A 20,616-nucleotide genomic window follows, 5' to 3' on the forward strand; every position below is an offset into this window, starting at 1 on the left:
CGCCGTCTGCGGACACCGGGGTTCCCTTCTCAGCAACGACCGTTACGATCGGTCGCCGTGGCTGAGACTATGGTGCGAACGGGAGCCCCGCCCGCGGGTGAAGCGAAAACATCGGCACCGCAAGGGGTTCCGCGCTCGACCTGGGCGCGCCCGGTCGCGCTGCTCGCGGCGCTGATCGGCGCGCTGTGCGCGGTGGCGGTGCCGCTGCTGCCGGTGCGCGTGGACGCCGCGACACTCACCTGGCCGCAGAACGGCGCGCCCGACAGCGTCGAGGCCCCGCTGATCGGCTACGCCCCGCTGACCTTCGACGCCACCGTGCCGTGCGCGGCGATCACCCAGCTCGGTCCCGACGGCGGCGTGCTGACCGCCACCGGCCCCAAGGGCGCGCCCGATCTCGAGCGCTACGGCTTCCTGGCCAGGGTCACCACCGCCACCGCCGACGAGCGGGCCCGCCTGGACGTGGTGCTGCGCAACAACGCCCTGTTCAGCGTCCCCGTCGAGCAACTGGCACCCGGCTGTGCACTGCGCGTGCACGCCGACGCCACCGCCGCCACCGCGGAGCTGACCGGCTACACCGGCGGTGCGAGCACCGTCCGCCTCGACGGGGACTACCGCCCGCAGCTGGTCGGCATCTACAGCGAACTCGCCACCCCCGACGGCACCGTCGTCACCGCCGAGATCGACTCCCGCTTCTCCTCCACGCCGACACCGCTCAAGCGCGCCGCCATCTGGCTGGCGCTGCTGGCCACCGCCGTGGCACTGGTGGCCCTGCACCGCATCGACCGCGAGGACGGCAGGCGCAACCGCAGGCTGCTGCCGCGGCTGCGCAGCCTCTCGGTGGTCGACGGCGTCGTGCTCGGCGTGCTGGTGCTGTGGCACTTCATCGGCGCCACCACCTCCGACGACGGCTACCAGTTCGGCATGGCGCGGGTATCCGGCGTCTCCGGCTACATGGCCAACTACTTCGCCTACTTCGGCGTGCCGGAGAACCCGATCGGCACCCCCTACTACGACCTCATCCGGATCATGACCGAGGTCAGCACGGCCAGCCCGTGGGTGCGGCTGCCCGCGCTGCTCGCCGGAATGCTGGTGTGGCTGCTGCTGAGCCGGGAGGTGGTGCCGCGGCTGGGCGTCCTGGTGCGCCACAACCGGCTGGCGCTGTGGACGGGTGCGCTGGCCTTCCTGGCCGTCTGGCTGCCCTACAACAACGGCCTGCGCCCGGAGCCCCCGGTGGCTCTCGGCCTGCTGCTGACCTGGTGCTCGATGGAGCGCGCGGTCGCCACCCGGCGGCTGCTGCCCGCGGCGGTGGCGATCCTGGTGGCCGCGTTCACCATCACCGCGGGGCCCTCCGGCGTGATCTGCCTCGCCGCGCTGCTGGCCGGCCTGCGCCCGGTGGCGCGGACGATCATGGCCCGGGTGACGGCGACGGCGACCGGCACCCGGCAGCGGGTGCTCGGCTACGCCACCCTGCTGGCGCCGCTGGCCGCGGCGGGCGTGCTGGTGCTCGCGGTGTCCTTCGCCGACCAGCCGCTCAGCGCCGCGCTCGAGATGCAGCGGGTGCACCACGCCATCGGGCCGGACGTGCCCTGGTATCAGGAGTATCTGCGCTACCAGTACCTGTTCCAGCCCGAGGTCGACGGGTCCATCGGACGCCGGATCGGCATCTTCCTGATGTTCGCCGGACTGTTCGTGAGCGTGGCGGTGCTGCTGCGCCGCGGTGGGCGCATCCCGCTCACCGCGCCGGGGCCCGCCCGCAGGCTGCTCGGCACCACCGCGGGTGCGCTGCTGCTGATCATGATCACCCCGACCAAGTGGACCCACCACTTCGGCGTCTACGCCGGGCTCGCCGGCGGCGTCGCGGTGCTGGCGGCGATGGCGGTGAGCCCGCGGGTGCTGCGCGCGCCGCGCAACCGCGCGCTGTTCGCCGCCGGGATCGCGTTCCTGCTGGCGCTGGTCTTCTCCGGCACCAACGGCTGGTGGTACGTGTCCTCCTACGGCATGCCGTGGTGGGACAAGTCGCCCGCGGTGGCGGGCATCGGGCTGAACCGGATGTTCCTGGCGCTGGCCGTGCTGTTGCTGGCCGTGGCCGCGTGGTGGCATGTGCGCACACCGGATTCCGGCGTGCCGCACCGGATCTCACGCCGCCTCTGGCGGGCCTCGGCGCTGCCGCCGTTGACCCTCGCCCTCGCGCTCGCGCTGGTCTGGGACCTCGGCTCGTTCGCCAAAGCCGCGGTCGCGCAAGGGGAGTCGTTCTCGCTGGCGCGCGCCAACATCGAAGCCGTCACCGGCAAGCCGTTCGGGCTGGCCGGGCACGTGCTGGTCGAGCAGGACCCCAACCGTGGCATGCTCGAACCGCTCACCGGCGACGCGGTGACCACCCTGGCGGGCACCGGCACCGGGTTCACGCCGGCGGGTGTCGCCGAGGATCTGCGCGCCGACGCCGAGGACAACACCTCGGGCAGCATCGCCGACGCGTTGACCACCAAGACCTCCGCCGAGGACAAGGCGGGCACCGCCACCGCGGCCCTGCCGTTCGGCCTCGATCCCGCCCGGGTGCCGGTGCTGGGCAGCTACCGGTCCGGTGACAGCGGCCCGGCCGAACTCACCACCGGCTGGTACCGGCTGCCTCGCCCCGAAGACCGGGCGGGCATCATCGCGCTGAGCGCGGCGGGCCGCATCCGCTCGGTGGACGCCGACGGCGTGGTCACCCCCGGCCAGTCCGTGGAGATCGAATACGGCGTCACCGAATCCGGCGAGACCGCGCGGCCGCTGGGCCGGGTCACCCCGATCGACATCGGGCCCGCGCCGTCGTGGCGCAACCTGCGGGTGCCTTTCGCCGACATCCCCGCCCAGGCCGACGTCATCCGGATCGTCGCCGCCGACCGCGACCGCAACCCCAAACAGTGGCTGGCCGTCACCCCGCCGCGGGTGCCGCAGACCGTGACGTTGGACGAACTGGTCGGCGCCGAACAGCCCGCGCTGGTGGACTGGATGGTCGGGCTGCAGTTCCCGCACCAGCGGCCCTTCGACCACCGCCACGGCATCGCCGAGATCCCCGCCTACCGCATCCTGCCCGATCGCGGCGGCGCGGCGGTGACGAACCTGTGGCAGAGCCACGACAGCGGCGGCCCGCTGGGCTGGACCGGCATGCTGCTGCACGCGCGCACCCTGGCCACCTATCTGAACGGTGACTGGGACCGCGACTGGGGCGAACTCCAGCAGTTCACCCGCATCGACGACACCGCCGTCGCGGCCCGACCCGACATCACCGAACGCGATCACTCCGGGCTGTGGTCGCCCGGGCACATCAACACCGCGTACTGAGACGGCACGGCGTACCGAGACCGACCGGTGACAGCCGCGCGGGACGGCTGTCATCGGTCCGAGTTCAGCCGCTCGTCGGCTGGCGGCGGTCGGCGCGCGTGATCCGCAGCGCCAGGTCCACCAGGTCCTCGCCGGTGAGCCCCGGGTAGCCGTGCAACATCGCGCGCCACTCGGCGGGCACCGCCGACGCGCCCCAGCGCGCGCCGAGCAGCCCACCCGCGATGGCGGCGGTGGTGTCGGTGTCGCCACCGGCGCGCACGCACAGCTCCAGCGCGGCGGGCAGATGCTCGGGACCGGTCGCGGGCGCGTGCGTGATCGCCCACCAGGCGGTCTGCAGCGCGTGCACCACCCAGCCGTTGTTCGGAAAATGCTGTGGCGAGAGCGTTTCCGCCTCGTCCAGCAGCCGGTGCCAGGTGTCGGCGGTGTCCAGGGTCGCGACCGCGGCGCGCACGCCCTGGAAATCGCCCGCGTGCACGGCGTGCCGGATGGCCAGGGACCAGATCCGGCAGGCCTGCTCGGCCTGCGGGTCGCGGTGGGTCAGCATGCTGACCTGCCCGGCGACGCGCGCGCAGTCGGCCGCGCTGTCCAGGTGCACCAGCGCGACCGGCGCGGTGCGCATGAGCGAGCCGTTGCCGCCGGTGCGCCCCTCGATCGCCATCGACTGCCGCCACATCGCCTCGGCCGATTCCGGACGCACCGAGAGCACCTTCGCGGTCTGCACCCCGATGTCCGGCGGCTGCGAGTCGTACCAGCGCACGAAGTTGGCCGCGACCACGTCCAGGTCGAGGCCGGGTGGGTTGGTGTCGGCGGCCAGCGCGATCGCCAGCGCCATCGATGTGTCGTCGGTCCATTCGCCCGGTGCGAAATTGCCGAGCCCGCCGCCGATCATCTCGATCGGCCGGTCCGGGCCGGGATGGGTGAATTCGTACCCGGCGCCCAGCGCGTCACCGGCCGCGGTGCCCAGCAGCACGCCGGCGATTCTGTCTTCGAATTCGTTCACGATCCCCCCTGTTCGCCTGTGCGGGGCTTCCCCGCGCCCACCGGTCAATCTACCGCCACCGGCGACGCCGTCAACCGGCCGGTCCCGCAACACCTTCCGGATCCTCGGCCCGGCTGCGGGCGGCCCGGCGCGTGCGGCGACCGCGAACCAGGGCATCGGCGGTGAACACGGCCAGCGCGAGCCAGATCAGGGCGAACCCGGCCCACCGCGAGGCGGGCATGGGCTCGTGCGCCACGCCGACCCCCCACGCCATCTGCAACGCCGGGGTCAGATACTGCAGCAGGCCCATCGTCGACAGCGGCACCCGCTGGGCGGCGACCGCGAACAGCAGCAGCGGCACCAGGGTGACGGGTCCGGTCGCGATCAGCAGAGCGGCGTGCGCGGGCCCGGTCAGCAGCGCGCTCGTGCCGGTGAGCAGCCCGGCGATCACGTAGGCCAGCGCGAACGGCGCCGACAGCAGGCCCTCGGCGGCGATACCGCGCAGCGCGTCGAGCCGGATCACCTTCTTCACCAGCCCGTACAGCGCGAACGAGCAGGCCAGCGTCAGCGCGATCACCGGCGGCCTGCCGTAGTCGACGGTGAGCACGGCCACCGCCAGCGCGCCCAGCCCCAGCGCCACCCACTGCGCCACGGCCAGCCGCTCGCGGAAGATCAGCACCCCGAACGCCACGGTGACCAGCGGATTGACGAAGTAGCCGAGCGCGCACTCCACCACGTGCCCGGAGGTGACGCCGTAGACGTAGACCCCCCAGTTGATCGAGATCGCGGCCGAGGCCAGCCCGGCCAGCCGCCACGTGCGGGCGTCGATACCGCGCAACTCACGCAGCCGGCCGGCCAGCGTGAGCACCACAAGCACCACCACCAGCGTCCACAGGATCCGCTGCGCCAGCACCTCGACCGCGCCGGTGAAGGCCAGCAGACCGAAGAAGGCGGGGAACAGTCCCCAGGCGAGGTAGGCGCTCGTCCCGAACACCACCCCCGGAACCGCCGTGACCGTTCGCACGCCCCCGACGGTACCCACCCGCGCCGACACGACCGGCGCGGGCCGGTTCGGCCGCCCGCGCCACCGGGCTTAGGCTGGCGATCATGACCACAACCGAGCAGCTGTCGGGGTCCGCCGGACTGTCCGCGGCGCAGGTCGAGCAGCGTCGTCGCGACGGGCTCACCAACGATGTCCCCGACCGGGCCAGCCGCTCGGTGCGCGACATCGTGCGCGCCAACGTCTTCACCCGCATCAACGCCATCCTCGGCGTGCTGTTCCTGCTGGTGCTGAGCACCGGCTCGCTCATCGACGGGATGTTCGGGCTGCTCATCGTCGCCAACAGCGCCGTCGGCATCATCCAGGAGGTGCGGGCCAAGCGCACCCTGGACCAGCTGGCGATCGTCAGCCAGGCCAAGCCCACGGTGCGCCGCGACGGGGTGGCGACCCAGATCTCGCCCAAGGACGTGGTGCTCGACGATCTGATCGAGCTCGGCCCCGGCGACCAGATCGTGGTCGACGGCGTGGTCGAGGAGTCCGAGCTGCTCGAGGTCGACGAGTCGCTGCTCACCGGCGAGGCCGATCCCATCGACAAACCGGTCGGCGCGCAGGTGATGTCGGGCAGCTACGTGGTCTCCGGTTCCGGCTGCTATCGGGCCACCAAGGTGGGCCGCGACGCCTACGCCGCGCGGCTGGCCGAGGAGGCCAGCAAGTTCACCCTGGTGCACTCGGAGCTGCGCAGCGGCATCGACCGCATCCTCAAGTTCATCACCGTGCTGCTCGTGCCCGCGGGCCTGCTCAGCATCTACAACCAGCTGTTCTCCAGCGGCGAGTCGTGGCGGCCCGCGGTCACCGGGATGGTGGCCGCGCTGGTGCCGATGGTGCCCGAGGGCCTGGTGCTGATGACCTCCATCGCGTTCGCCGTCGGCGTGGTGCGGCTGGGCCGGCGCAAGTGCCTGGTGCAGGAACTGCCCGCCATCGAGGGCTTGGCCCGGGTGGACGTGGTGTGCGCGGACAAGACCGGCACGCTCACCGAGAACGGCATGCGGCTGGCCGAGGTGCGGGTGCTCGACGACGAGGACGAGGCGCAGGTGCGCGCCGCCCTGGCCGCGATGGCCGCCGACGACCCGCGCCCGAACGCCAGCGTGCAGGCCATCGCCGAGGCGCTGCCGGACGCGCCCGGCTGGACGCACACCGCGGTCGCGCCGTTCTCCTCGGCCAAGAAGTGGAGCGGGCTGTCCTTCGGCGAGCACGGCGACTGGCTGCTCGGCGCCCCCGACGTGCTGCTCGACCGCGAGTCCGAGCACGCGCGGGCCGCCGAGGAACTGGGCGCGCAGGGGCTGCGGGTGCTGTTGCTGGCGCGCAGCGACCGGCCGGTGGACGCCCCCGACGCGCCCGGCGTGGTGCGGCCCGCCGCCCTGGTCGTGCTGGAGCAGAAGGTGCGCCCGGACGCGCGCGACACCCTCGACTACTTCGCCAGGCAGGACGTGGCGATCAAGGTGATCTCCGGCGACAACGCCGTCTCGGTGGGCGCGGTGGCCTCCTCGCTCGCCCTGCCCGGCGGTGAGCACGCCGTGGACGCCCGCACGCTGCCCGACGACCGGGACGAACTGGCCGACGTGCTCGAGCGCGAAACCACGTTCGGCCGGGTGCGCCCGGACCAGAAGCGTGCCATGGTGGGCGCGTTGCAATCGCGGGGGCACACCGTCGCGATGACCGGCGACGGCGTGAACGACGTCCTGGCGCTGAAGGATTCCGACATCGGGGTGGCGATGGGCTCGGGCAGCCCGGCCACTCGCGCGGTCGCCCAGATCGTGTTGCTGGACAACAAGTTCGCCACCCTGCCGTACGTGGTGGGCGAGGGCCGCCGGGTGATCGGCAACATCGAGCGGGTCTCCAACCTGTTCCTCACCAAGACGGTCTATTCGGTGCTGTTGGCCTTCCTGGTCGGCTTGGCCGGGGTCGGCTCGCAGGTGTTCGGCTACGAACCGATCGGCTACCCGTTCCTGCCTCGGCACGTCACCATCGCGGCGTGGTTCACCATCGGTATTCCCGCGTTCATCCTGTCGCTGGCACCGAACAACGAGCGCGCCCGTACCGGTTTCGTCTCCCGGGTGATGCGCCAGGCCATCCCCTCCGGCGTCGTGATCGGCGCGGCGACGTTCGTGGCGTACCTGATCGCCTACGCCGGGCCACAGGCCAGCGAGCAGCAGAAGGTGCAGGCGGGCACCACCGCGCTGATCACCCTCATCATGATCGCGGTGTGGGTGCTGGCGATCGTGGCGCGGCCCTATGTGTGGTGGAAGGTCGTGCTGATCGCGGTGTCGGTGCTCGCCTACGTTGTGCTGTTCACGGTGCCGTTCACCCGGGAGTTCTTCGCGCTCGATCCCTCGAACCTCGCGCTGACCGGGGCGGCGTTCGCCTGTGGTGCGGTGGGCATCGTGCTGGTGGAGATCGCGTGGTGGTTCGGCGCGGCCGAGGACGGGCGGCGCAGGCTGATCCCCGCCTCGCCCGGCGGCAGCGCCTGACCGGGCCGGCGCGGCGGCAAAGTGGTCGTTCGACCCGCCGCGCCGCGAGAAGCCTTGTGCGCGGCGGGCATTCGGTCGTGGAGTACCTTCTGGAGATCATGGAGGTCCTGCTGCACCAGATCGACGCGTTCGCCGACGCACCGTTCTCCGGCAACCCGGCCGCGGTCATGCCGCTGCTGTCCTGGTTGCCCGACGAGCTGCTGCAAAACCTGGCCGAGGAGAACAACCTCGCCGAAACCGCCTTCTACACCTCGCAATTACCGCCCGAGGCGGTCGCGCCGCCGCCGGATCGGCCGGTGTTCCACCTGCGCTGGTTCACCCCGCGCGCCGAGGTGGACATGTGCGGGCACGCGACACTCGCCGCGGCGGCGCAGATCCTCGCGGACATCCACCCCGGCGAGGATCGGGTCAGCTTCTTCACCCGCAGCGGCTGGCTGCACGTCGACCGCACCGACGACGACGAGTTCGTGCTCGACCTGCCCGCGGTGACCTCCGTCGAGATCGACCCCGACCCCGCCCTCGTCGCCGCGCTCGGCGTCCGTCCCGCGCGCGCCTACACCGGCACCGACGAGGTGCTCGTCGTCGAGTCGGAACGTGAAGTGCGGCAGGTGAATCCGCTGTTCGGTTCGTTTCCGCCGCTGGCGCGCGCGGTGATCGTCACCGCGCCGGGCGAGCAGGCCGATTTCGTCTCGCGGGTGTTCGCGCCCGCGGTCGGCATCCCGGAGGACCCGGTCACCGGATCGGCGCACGCGCAACTGGTCCCGCTGTGGGCGGCGCGCCTGGGCGGCACGAATTTCGTGGCGCGCCAGCTCTCCCGGCGCGGCGGCACACTGCGCTGCGAACTCGTCGGGGACCGGGTGCTGCTGCTGGGGCGCTGCCGCCGGTACCTGGACGGTGTGGTGACACTGCCGGAATGAGCCTGCGGCGCTACCGGTCCGGTACCGGCCCGTCGTCGGGGCCGGGGGCGACGACGTCGACGTGCTCGGGCAGCAACGGGACCACCCCGAAGCGTCCCGCGATCGCGTCGGCGGGCAGCGCTTCCACGGCACGAACGGCGGGATTCTCGGCGAGGGTGCGCAGCCGGTCCAGCGGCCCGCGCACGACCACCCCGACGGCGCAGGCGCAGCCGTCGGTCAACCGCTGCGCGGCGACGCCGAGGACGCGACGATAGCGCTCGTCGGCGGTGTTCCGGTCGATGGTGTCGGGGTCGAGGGCGTTGGGGTCGAGGGCGTTGGGGTCGAGGGCGTCGCGCAGCTGGGAGGCGGCGGCCTCGGCCGAGGCGAGCACCGCCGCCGCACCCGCCGGGACCGGCACCACGGTCAGTGGCGTGCGCACGCGCGGCATCGGCACCTGGTAGAGCACCTGCGCGATGCGCAGGCCGGCGCCGAGCCCGGTGAGCTGTCCCGGCGGCAGCGGCGCGGTGAACGAGACCAGTGCCCACCGCTCGGCGGTGTCCGCGCCGTCGAGTGACTGCCGGGCCCGGGCACGGTAGTCCGCGACCGCCTCGCCGTGCTCCGGCCCGAGGCGATCGGTCCCGACGCCGGCCTCACGCGGCGGCACCAGCACGCCGAGCACCGCGAAGAAGCCCACCAGCAGCGCGGCCGACACGACCACGCCGAACCCGCGCAGCATTGGCGCTACCGCCCACTCGCATGCCCGGCGGGGTGCTCACGCATCGCGCAGCACGTCCAAGGCATGACGCAGATCGTCCGGGTACTCGCTGGTGATCTCGAGCCAGCGCCCGTCGGCCGGGTGGTGGAAGCCGAGTGTGCGCGCGTGCAGCCACTGCCGTTGCAGGCCGAGCCGCTCGGCCAGGCGCGGGTCGGCGCCGTAGGTGAGATCACCGCAGCAGGGGTGGCGGATGGCCGAGAAGTGCACCCGGATCTGGTGCGTGCGGCCGGTCTCCAGGTGGATGTCGAGCAGGCTGGCGGCCTGGAAGGCCTCGATCGTGTCGTAATGCGTGACGCTCGGGCGGCCGTCGGCGGTCACCGCGAACTTCCAGTCGTTGCCGCGGGCGCGGCCGATCGGCGCGTCGATGGTGCCGCTGCTGGGGTCGGGATGGCCCTGCACCAGCGCGTGGTACCGCTTGGACACGGTGCGCTGCTTGAACGCGCGCTTGAGCACGGTGTAGGCGTGCTCGGACTGGGCGACCACCATCACCCCGGAGGTGCCGACGTCGAGCCGGTGCACGATGCCCTGGCGTTCGTGCGCACCGGAGGTGGAGATGCGGTACCCCGCCGCCGCCAGCCCGCCCACCACGGTCGGCCCGGACCAGCCGACGCCGGTGTGCGCGGCCACCCCGACCGGCTTGTCGACGGCGACGATGTCGTCGTCGGCGTAGAGGATCTTCATCCCCTCCACCGGCGCGGCCTCCACGGTCAGCTCGCGTTTGGGCTCGGGGAACTCGACCTCGAGCCAGGCACCCGCGGTGAGCCGGTCGGACTTGCCCGCGGGCACACCGTCCAACTGCACCGAGCCCTCGGCGGTCAGCGCCGCGACCGCGGTGCGGGAGAGCCCGAGCAGCCGGGACAACCCGGCGTCCACCCGCATCCCGTCGAGTCCGTCGGGGACCGGCATGGCTCTGGTCTCTCTCACGCGGCGTTCTCCTCTCCCTTGCTCTCGGATCCCTTGCTCTCGGAATCGGTGGGCGGCGGGCTCGGCCGGTCGGGCTCGGGGGCGGTGCCGTCCTCGCCCGCGGTGGCGGTGTCGGTGCCGTCCTCGTTCGCGGCGTCATCGTTCTCGTCGTCACGGCCGACCCGCGTCCCGTCCGGCTCGAATCCGAACACCGTGGCCACCACCAGCAGCGTGGCGCCGCACACGATCGCGGAGTCGGCGACGTTGAAGACCGGGAAATCGCCGACGGCGACGAAATCGACCACGTGCCCCTGCAGCGGGCCGGGGGAGCGGAACAGCCGGTCGGTCAGGTTGCCCAGCGCGCCGCCGAGCACCATGCCGAGGCCGATCGCCCACCACAGCGAGCGCAGCGTGCGGCCGATGCGGATCACCCCGATCACCACCGCGGTGGCGATCAGCGTCAGCAACCAGGTCATCCCGGTGGCCATCGAGAAGGCCGCGCCCGGATTGCGCACCAGCGCCAACCGGGCGAAATCACCGATGACGGGCACCGGCTCGCCCGGGTCGATCAATGCGACGGCGAGGCACTTGGTGAGCAGATCCAGCGCGTACAGACAGAACGCGATGATCAGCAGGGTGCGCAGGCGCAGCGGCGGCCGCTGGTCGTCATTCACGCCGATCATCATCTCTCGAGCGGACCGCGGCCCGTGCCGCGCCTCCGTTCCCGGCGTGTGCGGCACGCCGCGGCGGTGGCGGCGGACGTCCCAGCTGACACTCAGGAAGCGGTCGTACCCTGTTGCTCGTGACGGTGTTGTCTTCTCCCCACCTGCCCCGGATCGCGCGGCCGGGCGCGCTGCTCGTCGCGCTCGCGGTCGGCCTGTCCGCGTTCGGCGTCGGCTGTGCCGCCGACGACGTCGAGGCGCCCGTGAGCACCGACGGCACCGAGCCGCTCGGCATCGGCAAGGAGGTGACGGTGCCCATCTCGGTGGCCGCTGCCACGCTGGTCTCCCCGGGCGCGGAGCCGCGGGCCGTGCTGCGGCCCACCTTCGCTCCCGGCACCGAGCAGCAGGTGACGCTGCGCACCGATCACCGCATCCAGCAGCAGATCAACGACCAGCCCTCGCGCGACTTCTCCGCGCCCGCGCTGACCATCCCGATGACCGCGCACACCAGCGCCGACGGCGTCGACCTGACCCTCGGCGAGGTCACCACCCCCGACCCGCTGCTGAGCAAGGCGCTCACCGCCGCCGACGGCTCGCACGCGGGCTTCGACTTCAGCGACGACGGTGCGATCACCGCGCTGCGTCTCGCGCCCGGCCCGGACACCCCGAACGCGGCCCGCGCCGCCCTGGAGAACGCCTTCTACCAGGCGGTGTACCGCTCGATCATGTTCCCCGACGAGCCGGTCGGCGAGGGCGCGGTCTGGCGGGTGCACCAGGAGGTGACCGGCGGGGTGACCCTGGACCAGGTGACCACCGCGACGCTCACCCGCCGCGAGGGCGACCGGCTCACCATCGAGCTGGCCGTCACCCAGACGCCGAAATCCACGTCCTGGACGCTGCCCAACGACGCGGGCACGCTCGACATCGAGGACTACGTGATGGAGGGCAACGGCACCATCACCGTGGATCTGGGGCTGCCGCTGCCGGTGGCCGGGTCGATCACCGTCGGCGGGCACCAGTCCTACCGTGACCCGCGCAGCGTGAGCTTGCTGCGCCAGAGCATCACCACGCAGGTCTCGTGGGCCGAGTGAGGATCGGCGTCGCCGCGCTGGCCGTGGCGGGCGCGCTGCTGGTGACCGCGTGCGGCTCCGACACCGAGGACGCCGCCGCGCCGCCGCCTGCCGCCCCGCTCGGTACGGTCGTCCCCGCCGCGCCGGCGACCGGTGAGCCGTTCACCAGTCCCGACGCGCTGGCGCTCCGGCTGCTCGCCGACACCGAGTTGCCCGCGGGGATGACCGCCGCCTACGACCCGAGCACCGACGCCCCCGGACAGCAGGCGGGCGTGCCCGCACCGACCACCCCGCCCGGCTGCGGCAAGGTGCTCATGGAACTCGGCCACCAGCGGCCCGAGGCGCTGGCCTGGACCGCCGTGGCCTACAACGGCCCGGATTTCGCCAGCATCGACATCGACGCGGCCAGCTACCGGCCCGAGGCCGTCGGTCCGGCGTTCACCGCCGTGCAGGAGACGCTGCGCGGCTGCACCGAGTACTTCGGCGAGGACGCCGACGACGCCCGCATCGATTACCGCCTCGGTGCGCTGGCACAGCCGCCCGCGGGCGACGCCGCCACCGCGTTCGAACTGCGGATGACCAGCGAGGGATTGACGCTGGTCGCGCACGTGGCGCTGGTGCAGGTCGGCACCACCCTGGCGCAGATCTCGGTGACGGCGCCGGAATCCTCGGACCCGGCGCTGCTGGCCGAACTGACCGCCGCGCAGGTGCGCAAGCTGCGCGGCGTCACCGAACCGTAGCCTGCCCGGCGGGCCGATCCGGGGTCGCGGCCGGCGCGGCGGGCATAGGCTCGCCGTGTCCGACGAAACGCCTCGACCGGAGGTCTGTCATGTCCGATGTCAAACCCGTACCCGACGGATACCCGGCGGTGTCGCCGGGACTGGCGATCGACGGCGCGGCGGCCGCGATCGACTTCTACAAACAGGTGCTCGGCGCGACGGAGCGCATGCGCATGCCGCGCCCCGACGGCAAGATCGCCCACTGCGAACTGCTGGTCGGGGAATCGGTGGTCATGCTCGGTGACCCGGCCCCGGACATGGGGTTCTTCGACCCGAAAGCGGTCGGCGGGACACCGGTGAACCTGCACGTCTACGTCCGCGACGTCGACGAGGCGTTCCGCCAGGCGATGGAGGCGGGCGCCAAGGAGATCGCCCCGGTCGGCAATCAGTTCTACGGCGACCGCACCGGCTCCTTCGAGGACCCGTGGGGACACCGCTGGACGGTCGCCACCCATGTCGAGGACGTCCCACCCGACGAGATGGACCGGCGCATGGCCGAACTGTTCGGCGAATCTTGAATCCGCACAGCCGAATCGCCGCGGGCGGCGGACCCGATCCCCCTCATGAGACCGGGTACGCCGCCCGCGGCGGTTTCCTCGACCGACGTGTCTCAGCGCTTGGCGATCGCTTCGAAGACGGTGGGGTCGACGAGGGTGCTGGTGTCGCCGAGGGGGCGGCCTTCGGCGATGTCGCGGAGGAGTCGGCGCATGATTTTGCCGCTGCGGGTTTTGGGGAGTTCGGGGACGATGTGGATGTCGCGGGGGCGGGCGATGGGGCTGATTTCTTGGGCGACTTGGGTTTTGAGGTCGGTGATGAGTTGGTCGGGGGTGGTGTGGGGGTTGGTGGTGGTGTTGGTGATGACGAAGGCGACGATGCCTTGGCCGGTGGTGGGGTCGGTGGCGCCGACGACGGCGGCTTCGGCGACGGCGGGGTGGGCGACGAGGGCGGATTCGACTTCGGCGGTGGAGATGCGGTGGCCGGAGACGTTCATGACGTCGTCGACGCGGCCGAGGACCCAGAGGGCGCCGTCGGTGTCGATTTTGGCGCCGTCGCCGGCGAAGTACCAGCCGTGGGTGTGGTAGCGGTTCCAGTAGGTGTCGCGGTAGCGGTCGGGGTCGCCCCAGATGCCGCGGAGCATGGCGGGCCAGGGTTGGTCGAGGACGAGGTAGCCGTTGGCTTCGGTTTCGCCTGGGGTGACGGGGTTGGCGTCGTCGTCGACGACTTGGGCGCTGATGCCGGGTAGGGGGGTCATGGCGGCGCCGGGTTTGGTGTGGGTGATGCCGGGGAGGGGGGAGATCATGATGGCGCCGGTTTCGGTTTGCCACCAGGTGTCGACGATGGGGGTGGTGTCGCGGCCGATGACGTGGCGGTACCAGCGCCAGGCTTCGGGGTTGATGGGTTCGCCGACCGAGCCGAGTAGGCGCAGGCTGGTCAGGTTGTGGGCGTCGGGGATGTGGCGGCCCCATTTCATGAAGGTGCGGATGAGGGTGGGGGCGGTGTAGTAGATGGTGACGCCGTATTTTTCGATGATGTGGAAGTGGCGGTGTTCGTCGGGGGTGTTGGGGGTGCCTTCGTAGAGGATTTGGGTGGCGCGGTTGGCCAGGGGGCCGTAGACGATGTAGGAGTGGCCGGTGACCCAGCCGATGTCGGCGGTGCACCAGTAGATGTCGTGGCCGGGTTTGTGGTCGAAGACGTAGTGGTGGGTGTAGGCGGCTTGGGTGAGGTAGCCGCCGCTGGTGTGCAGGATGCCTTTGGGTTTTCCGGTGGTGCCGGAGGTGTAGAGGATGAACAGGGGGTGTTCGGCGGGTAGGGGTTGGGCGGTGTGTTGGGTGGGGGCGTGGGCGATGGTGTCGTGCCACCACAGGTCGCGGCCGGGGGTGAGGGGGATGTCGAGGTTGCAGCGGTTGACGATCAGGACGTGTTCGACGGTGTGGCCGGGTTCGGTGAGGGCTTCGTCGACGGCGGTTTTGAGGGGGTGGGGTGCCGCGGCGGTATTGGCCGTCGCTGGTGATGATCAGGCGGGCGGCGGCGTCGTCGACGCGTTGGCGCAGGGCGGCGGGGGAGAAGCCGGCGAAGACGACCGAGTGGGGCAGGCCCAGGCGGGCGCAGGCGAGCATGGCGATGATGGCTTCGGGGATCATCGGCAGGTAGATCGCGACGCGGTCGCCGGTGTTCAGGCCCAGTTCGGTGAGGTAGTTGGCGGTTTTGGAGACCTCGGTGAGCAGTTGGGCGTAGGTCAGGGTGCGGGTGTCGCCGGGTTCGCCTTCCCACAGGATGGCCGGTTGGTCGCCGTGGCCGTCGAGGACGTGGCGGTCCAGGCAGTTGTAGGCGACGTTGAGTCGGCCGTCGGCGAACCAGCGCGCCACCGGCGCCTGGGACCAGTCCAGCACCTCGGTGAAGGGGGTGTGCCAGTACAAGCGGCGGGCCTGCTCGGCCCAGAACCCCAACCGATCAGCCTGCGCCCGCTCATACAACGACCCATCAGCATTGGCCCCGGCAACAAACTCCGGCGACGGCGGGTAACTGTCGAGGGTGGGGATGTCGTGGTCGGTGGTGCTGGTCAACGTCGATCTCCTATCGGGTAGTCACGGTGTCGTCCCGGGCCCGGCGGGGTGCCGGGCCCGGGACAGCTCGGGTGGATGGACCGTCAGTGCACGACGGCCTTCTCCGCGCCCACACCGGTGAGCGAGCGAACTTCCATCTCCGCGGCCTTGGCCGGGTCCTCGGGCCTGCCGCCACCGACCAGGGTGCCGACGATGCCGAGGCCGAAAGCCAAGGGGATGGAGACGATTCCGGGGTTGGACAGCGGGAACCAGTCGAAGTCCATGCCCGGGAGCATGGCCGACTTGCTGCCGGACACGGCCGGGGAGAACACGATCAGCACGATGGTCGAGATCAGACCGCCGTACATGCTCCACAGCGCGCCGGTGGTGTTGAACCGCCGCCAGAACAGGGAGTACACGATGGTCGGCAGGTTCGCGGCCGCCGCGACGGCGAACGCGAGCGCCACCAGGAAGGCGATGTTCTGGCCGTTGGCCAGGATGCCAAGGCCGATGGCGAGCAGACCGATCACCACGGCGGTGATCCGCGAGACCCGCACCTGCGCGTTCTCCTCGACCTTGCCGCGCTTGATCACGCTGGCGTAGATGTCGTGCGCGAACGAGGCCGACGCGGTGATCGTGAGGCCGGCGACCACGGCGAGGATGGTCGCGAACGCGACCGCCGAGATGATGCCGAGCAGCAGCACACCGCCGAGTTCGAAGGCCAGCAGCGGAGCCGCCGAGTTCTGTCCGCCCGCCGCGGCCAGAATGCGGTCCGGGCCGACGATGGCGGCCGCGCCGTAGCCGAGCACCAGGGTGAACAGGTAGAACGCGCCGATCAGGGCGATCGCCCAGACCACCGAGCGGCGGGCCTCCTTGGCGGTGGGCACGGTGTAGAAGCGCATCAGCACGTGCGGCAGGCCCGCGGTGCCGAGCACCAGCGCCAGGCCGAGGGACAGGAAGTTCAGCTTGGAGGTCTCGTTCGCGCCGTACTGCGCGCCGGGGGCGAGCACGTCCCGGGAGGCGACGGCGTCGTTGGCCGAGCCGGAGACCATCTGCTGGGCCGAGCCGAGGATCTCGGAGAGGTTGAAACCGAACTTGGCCAGCACCAGCACCGTCATGAACGCCGCACCGGCGATCAGCAGCACGGCCTTGATGATCTGCACCCACGTGGTGCCCTTCATGCCGCCGACCAGCACGTAGACGATCATCAGCACGCCGACCACCGCGATCACCAGCGACTGCCCCGCGCGGCTGTCGATGTCGAGCAGCAGCGCCACCAGGCCGCCCGCGCCCGCCATCTGCGCCAGCAGGTAGAACAGCGAGACGGTCAGCGTGGACAGCGCCGCGGCGGTGCGCACCGGCCGCTCGCGCAGCCGGAAGCTGAGCACGTCGGCCATGGTGAATTTGCCGGTGTTGCGCAGCATTTCGGCCACCAGCAGCAGCGCCACCAGCCAGGCGACGAGGAAGCCGATGGAGTAGAGGAAACCGTCGTAGCCGTAGACCGCGATGGCGCCGGCGATGCCGAGGAAGCTGGCCGCCGACAGGTAGTCGCCGGCGATGGCGATGCCGTTCTGCGGACCGGAGAAGCCGCGGCCGCCGGTGAAATAGTCACTGGCGGTGGCGTTGTTGCGGCTGGCGCGGATCACCACCACCATCGTCACCACCACGAACAGGGCGAAGATGGCGATGTTGGCGGCGGGGTTGCCGACGGTACCCGCGGCGAGCAGGGACGTGGTCACGCGCGCACCCCTTCCAGCTGCTCACGGATGGCGGCCGCGCGCGGGTCCAGCTCGCGGTTGGCGAAGCGCACGTAGGCGGCGGTGATGGCGAACGTGGTCAGGAACTGCCCGAGACCGAGCAGCAGGCCGACATTGATGTTCCCGAACACCTTGGTGGCCATGAAGTCGTGCGCGTAGGCGCCGAGCAACACGTAGCCGACGTACCAGAGCAGGAACACCGCGGTCATCGGGAAGACGAAGCGGCGCAGTCGGTTACGCAACTCCTGGAATTGCGGGCTCGCCTGTACCTGGGCGAACTCCTCGGCGCTCGGCGTGCGCTGTGGCGCGGTGCCGTCGAGGTCGGTACTGGTCATCGGAGTTCCTGACGTGTGATGTGGATTACTGTGCTGAAGGTAACGGCGAAAACGGCCGCGGCCGAGACTGTGTCTGCGGTCACTCCGTGAAGGTGCGGATCTGTGCGGTGAACGGTCGGCTGCGCGCGACGAGCGGTCAGGCGGTCCGCAGGCCCGGCTCGCGGTCGGAGCCCATGCCGAGCCGCTCCGGGGCGTGCATACGGACGAACACCGCGCGCACCTGGGTGGCGGGCAACCCGCGGGTGAGCTTGCTGACCGCGATCATGGTCAGGAAGGCCAGCGGCACGCTCACCGCCGCGGGGTAGCCGAGGACGGCGCCGAGCCAGCCGTCGGCCACCCGCTCGGAGACCCCGCCCAGCACCGACACCGCGGTGGCCGTTCCGGCCAGCAGTCCGCCCGCGGTCAACCCCGCCGCGGCGCCCTTGGCGGTGAGTCCGCGCCACCAGATGCCGAGCACCAGCAGCGGGCACAGCGTCGAGGCCGCGACCGCGAACGCCAACCCGACCGTGCGGGACAGGTCGAGGGAGACCACCGTCAGCGACAGCGCCAGCGGTACCGCCCCCGCCACCAGTGCGGCCAGCCGGAAATCGCGCACCCGCCCCCGCAGCATGTCGGTGCTGAGCACGCCCGCGATGCTGACCAGCAGTCCCGAGGAGGTGGACAGGAAGGCCGCGATGGCCCCCGCGGCGACCAGGGCCGCGATCAACTGCCCACCCAGCCCGCCGAGCACCGAGCCGGGCAGCAGCAGCACCGCCGCGTCCGAGGCGCCGGTGATAAGCAGCTGCGGTACCCACAGGCGCGCGAAGACCCCGAGCAGGATCGGGAACAGATAGAACACCCCGACCAGCCCGATCACGGCGAACGCGGTCGCGCGGGCGGCGCGGCCGTCCGGGTTGGTGTAGAAGCGCACCAGCACGTGCGGCAGGCCCATCGTGCCCAGGAAGGTCGCGATGATCAGCGAGTACACCTGGTAGGTGGGATGCGGCTCGCCGAACCCGCCGCCCGGGCGCAGCCAGCCCGCGTCGTCGGCGGGAGCGCCCGCGACCACCGGGACGGCCGCTCCGGCGGGCAGCGTCAGGTCGGTGCCCGCGGCCAGTTCGTGCCTGCCCGGGGCGAGCACCACCGCACCGTCCACCGGCCGGTCGTCGAGCCTGCCCGCGATCGTCACCTCCTGCGGCGCGGACACCTGCACCAGCACGTCGGTGGTGATCTCGACCGTCGTCTGCTCGGCCACCACCGGCGGCGCCGCGGTGCCCAGATCCCGGTGGGCGCCGAGGAAATGACCGAACAGCACCAGCGCGGGCAGCGCCACCGCGGTGAGCTTGAGCCAGTACTGGAACGCCTGCACCAGCGTGATCGAGCGCATCCCGCCACCGACCACGTTGGCGATCACGATCGCCCCCACCGCCAGCGCGCCCACCCAGCTCGGTACCCCGAGCAGGATGCGCAGGGTCAGGCCCGCGCCCTGGAACTGCGGGATCAGGTACACCGCGCAGACCAGCACCACGACCACCGCGGCCAGCCGCCGCAACGGCACCGAGCCGAGCCGGAATTCGGCGAAGTCGGGCACCGTGTAGGCGCCCGAACGGCGCAGCGGCGCCGCCACGAACATCAGCAGCCCGAGATAGCCCGCGGTGAAACCCACCGGATACCACAGCGCGTCGGCGCCGTACTTGGCGATCAGCCCCGCCACACCCAGAAACGAGGCCGCCGAAAGGTATTCACCGGAGATGGCGGCGGCGTTCCAGCGCGGGCCGACGCTGCGCGAGGCGACCAGGAAATCGGAGGTGGTGCGGGCCAGTCGCACACCGTAGGCGCCGATCGCCACCGTCGCGAGGGCCGCGAGCAGCAGCGCCGCCAGGGTGAGCGCGGGCGCCTGCACGTCAATCCCTCGTCACGTCGAGGAAATCGGCCTCGTTGCGTTCGGCCAGCGCGACATAGAGCCGTCCGATGAGGAACAGCGCCGGATACACCGCCACCCCCAGCAGCAGCCACGGCAACCGGATGCCGAACACGTGCGCGGTACCCAGCTCGGCGACCGTGAACAGCAGCGGCAGCGACCCAAGCACCAGCACGGTCACCAGCGCCATGCGCACGGCCAGGCCCAGTTGCGCGCGGATCAGCCCGCCGATCAGCGCCTCGCCGATCTCGGTCTGCTCGACCACCTCGCCGCGGGTGAGCACGCGGCGGGCGCCGCGCCGCTGCGCCAGTACCACCCGCTCCCGCTGCGGCCGCTGCGGCGCGGTCATCGCTGCGTCCAGGTCTGGCGCGGCCCGTGCACGAGCCGCTGCTTGAGTTCGCGCACCTGCCGCCTGCTCACCGGCAGCTCCACCGCCGCCGCGTCCCCCTCGCCGCGCAGGCACACCACCGTGCCGTTGCCGACCGTGCGCAGGCCGGTCACCAGCCGCAGCGCCACCAGATACGAGCGGTGCACGCGCAGGAATCCGGCGTTCTCCCAGCGGGATTCGAGGGCGGAGAGCGGGATGCGCACCAGGTGGGAACCGGCCGCGGTGTGCAACCGGGCGTAGTCGCCGTCGGCCTCCACCCAGCTGACCGTGCTGCGGTGCACCAGCGTGGTGACACCGCCCAGTTCCACCGGGATCACCTCGTTGGGATCCTGGCGGGGCGCGGCCGCCTGCGCGGGGGTGGCACGCGCCTGGCTGATCCGGCGCACGGCCTCGGCCAGCCGCGCCTCCCGCAACGGCTTGAGCAGATAGTCCACCGCGCCCAGGTCGAAGGCGCTCACCGCGCGGTCGTCGTGCGCGGTCACGAACACCACCGCGGGCGGGTTGGCGAACTCCGAGAGGATGCCCGCCAGCTCCATGCCGTCCAGCCCCGGCATGTTGATGTCGAGGAAGACCGCGTCGACGGCGTGGGTGCGCAGCAGCCGCAGCGCGCTGGTGGCGTCGGCGGCGGCATGGATCTCGCCGATCTCGGGCCGGGTGCGCAGCAGGTACACCAGCTCGTCCAGAGCGGGCTTCTCGTCGTCCACGGCGAGCACGCGCAGGGCGGCCGCCGCACCGGTGTGCTGCGTCACAGTTCGTCCATCGTAGGGGCCGCCCGTG

The 20,616-nt window shown here is 71.7% G+C and carries 16 protein-coding genes and 1 pseudogene; 6 read left to right on the plus strand and 11 right to left on the minus strand.

Annotated elements, in window-relative coordinates:
- Positions 1-69 precede the first annotated feature (69 nt).
- Positions 70-3,324: an arabinosyltransferase domain-containing protein gene (locus CRM89_RS02045; RefSeq protein WP_172964607.1), complete on the plus strand. Its 3,255-nt coding sequence runs from the start codon at positions 70-72 to the stop codon at positions 3,322-3,324.
- Between the two features lie 64 nt (positions 3,325-3,388).
- Here the strand turns inward: CRM89_RS02045 and CRM89_RS02050 are convergent, their stop codons facing one another.
- Both CRM89_RS02050 and rarD read right to left on the minus strand, forming a co-directional pair.
- Positions 3,389-4,324, minus strand: a complete 936-nt coding sequence (locus CRM89_RS02050; protein ID WP_098083095.1) for an ADP-ribosylglycohydrolase family protein — start codon at positions 4,322-4,324, stop codon at positions 3,389-3,391.
- Positions 4,325-4,394: 70 nt separating this feature from the next.
- Positions 4,395-5,327, minus strand: a complete 933-nt coding sequence (gene rarD, locus CRM89_RS02055) for an EamA family transporter RarD (protein WP_041560824.1) — start codon at positions 5,325-5,327, stop codon at positions 4,395-4,397.
- A gap of 83 nt (positions 5,328-5,410) precedes the next feature.
- On the opposite strand from rarD, the gene CRM89_RS02060 reads away from it, so the two are divergent.
- Positions 5,411-7,831, plus strand: a complete 2,421-nt coding sequence (locus CRM89_RS02060; protein ID WP_098083096.1) for an HAD-IC family P-type ATPase — start codon at positions 5,411-5,413, stop codon at positions 7,829-7,831.
- Between the two features lie 98 nt (positions 7,832-7,929).
- Positions 7,930-8,748 (plus strand): PhzF family phenazine biosynthesis protein, encoded by an 819-nt coding sequence (locus CRM89_RS02065; protein ID WP_086842492.1) that lies wholly within the window; start codon positions 7,930-7,932, stop codon positions 8,746-8,748.
- Between the two features lie 10 nt (positions 8,749-8,758).
- On the opposite strand, the gene CRM89_RS02070 is transcribed toward CRM89_RS02065, so the two are convergent.
- From CRM89_RS02070 to lspA, 3 genes are read right to left on the minus strand one after another with little or no spacing between them, the layout of a single operon-like run.
- The gene (locus tag CRM89_RS02070; RefSeq protein ID WP_098083097.1) at positions 8,759-9,463 is read right to left on the minus strand and encodes a hypothetical protein; all 705 of its coding nucleotides are present in this window, start codon (positions 9,461-9,463) and stop codon (positions 8,759-8,761) included.
- Between the two features lie 36 nt (positions 9,464-9,499).
- Positions 9,500-10,426, minus strand: coding sequence for an RluA family pseudouridine synthase (locus CRM89_RS02075; protein WP_011208318.1), 927 nt, complete (start codon positions 10,424-10,426; stop codon positions 9,500-9,502).
- A complete protein-coding gene (gene lspA, locus CRM89_RS02080; protein WP_228821994.1) occupies positions 10,423-11,091 on the minus strand; it encodes a signal peptidase II in 669 nt (222 codons plus the stop codon). The genes CRM89_RS02075 and lspA overlap by 4 nt, the downstream gene beginning before the upstream one ends.
- A 122-nt stretch (positions 11,092-11,213) precedes the next feature.
- Here lspA and CRM89_RS02085 point away from each other — a divergent pair, with 122 nt between their 5' ends.
- The 3 genes from CRM89_RS02085 (at position 11,214) to CRM89_RS02095 (ending at position 13,434) form a co-directional block, all read left to right on the plus strand.
- Entirely contained in the window at positions 11,214-12,158 is a 945-nt protein-coding gene (locus CRM89_RS02085) for a hypothetical protein (RefSeq protein WP_011208320.1), read from the plus strand.
- Positions 12,155-12,877, plus strand: coding sequence for a hypothetical protein (locus tag CRM89_RS02090; RefSeq protein ID WP_041560013.1), 723 nt, complete (start codon positions 12,155-12,157; stop codon positions 12,875-12,877). The genes CRM89_RS02085 and CRM89_RS02090 overlap by 4 nt, the downstream gene beginning before the upstream one ends.
- A gap of 89 nt (positions 12,878-12,966) precedes the next feature.
- Positions 12,967-13,434 carry a VOC family protein gene (locus CRM89_RS02095; RefSeq protein WP_098083099.1) on the plus strand — a complete coding sequence of 156 codons (468 nt, stop codon included), beginning with the start codon at positions 12,967-12,969 and terminating at the stop codon, positions 13,432-13,434.
- A 92-nt stretch (positions 13,435-13,526) separates the two neighbouring features.
- Here CRM89_RS02095 and acs read toward each other — a convergent pair.
- The 6 genes and pseudogenes from acs to CRM89_RS02125 form a co-directional block, all read right to left on the minus strand.
- Positions 13,527-15,480: pseudogene (gene acs / locus CRM89_RS02100) on the minus strand (acetate--CoA ligase).
- Between the two features lie 83 nt (positions 15,481-15,563).
- Positions 15,564-17,198: a cation acetate symporter gene (locus CRM89_RS02105; protein ID WP_011208324.1), complete on the minus strand. Its 1,635-nt coding sequence runs from the start codon at positions 17,196-17,198 to the stop codon at positions 15,564-15,566.
- Positions 17,195-17,551 (minus strand): DUF485 domain-containing protein, encoded by a 357-nt coding sequence (locus CRM89_RS02110; protein ID WP_011208325.1) that lies wholly within the window; start codon positions 17,549-17,551, stop codon positions 17,195-17,197. Before CRM89_RS02110 ends, CRM89_RS02105 begins: the two co-directional genes overlap by 4 nt.
- Before the next feature lie 136 nt (positions 17,552-17,687).
- A complete protein-coding gene (locus CRM89_RS02115) occupies positions 17,688-19,433 on the minus strand; it encodes a cation acetate symporter (protein ID WP_086838738.1) in 1,746 nt (581 codons plus the stop codon).
- 1 nt (position 19,434) lies between these two features.
- Positions 19,435-19,800 (minus strand): hypothetical protein, encoded by a 366-nt coding sequence (locus CRM89_RS02120; RefSeq protein ID WP_086838736.1) that lies wholly within the window; start codon positions 19,798-19,800, stop codon positions 19,435-19,437.
- Entirely contained in the window at positions 19,797-20,588 is a 792-nt protein-coding gene (locus CRM89_RS02125; RefSeq protein WP_041560015.1) for a LytTR family DNA-binding domain-containing protein, read from the minus strand. The genes CRM89_RS02120 and CRM89_RS02125 overlap by 4 nt, the downstream gene beginning before the upstream one ends.
- Between the last annotated feature and the right edge of the window lie 28 nt (positions 20,589-20,616).

It is taken from the genome of Nocardia sp. FDAARGOS_372 (assembly GCF_002554515.1).
Lineage (GTDB): Bacteria > Actinomycetota > Actinomycetes > Mycobacteriales > Mycobacteriaceae > Nocardia > Nocardia farcinica.

Coding starts and splice junctions, on each gene's coding strand:
- CRM89_RS02065 (WP_086842492.1), top strand. CDS start 7,930: ATGGAGGTCCTGCTGCACCAGATCGACGCGTTCGCCGACGCACCGTTC.
- CRM89_RS02070 (WP_098083097.1), bottom strand. CDS start 9,463: ATGCTGCGCGGGTTCGGCGTGGTCGTGTCGGCCGCGCTGCTGGTGGGC.
- CRM89_RS02110 (WP_011208325.1), bottom strand. CDS start 17,551: ATGACCAGTACCGACCTCGACGGCACCGCGCCACAGCGCACGCCGAGC.
- CRM89_RS02045 (WP_172964607.1), top strand. CDS start 70: ATGGTGCGAACGGGAGCCCCGCCCGCGGGTGAAGCGAAAACATCGGCA.
- lspA (WP_228821994.1), bottom strand. CDS start 11,091: ATGATGATCGGCGTGAATGACGACCAGCGGCCGCCGCTGCGCCTGCGC.
- CRM89_RS02060 (WP_098083096.1), top strand. CDS start 5,411: ATGACCACAACCGAGCAGCTGTCGGGGTCCGCCGGACTGTCCGCGGCG.
- CRM89_RS02095 (WP_098083099.1), top strand. CDS start 12,967: ATGTCCGATGTCAAACCCGTACCCGACGGATACCCGGCGGTGTCGCCG.
- CRM89_RS02120 (WP_086838736.1), bottom strand. CDS start 19,800: ATGACCGCGCCGCAGCGGCCGCAGCGGGAGCGGGTGGTACTGGCGCAG.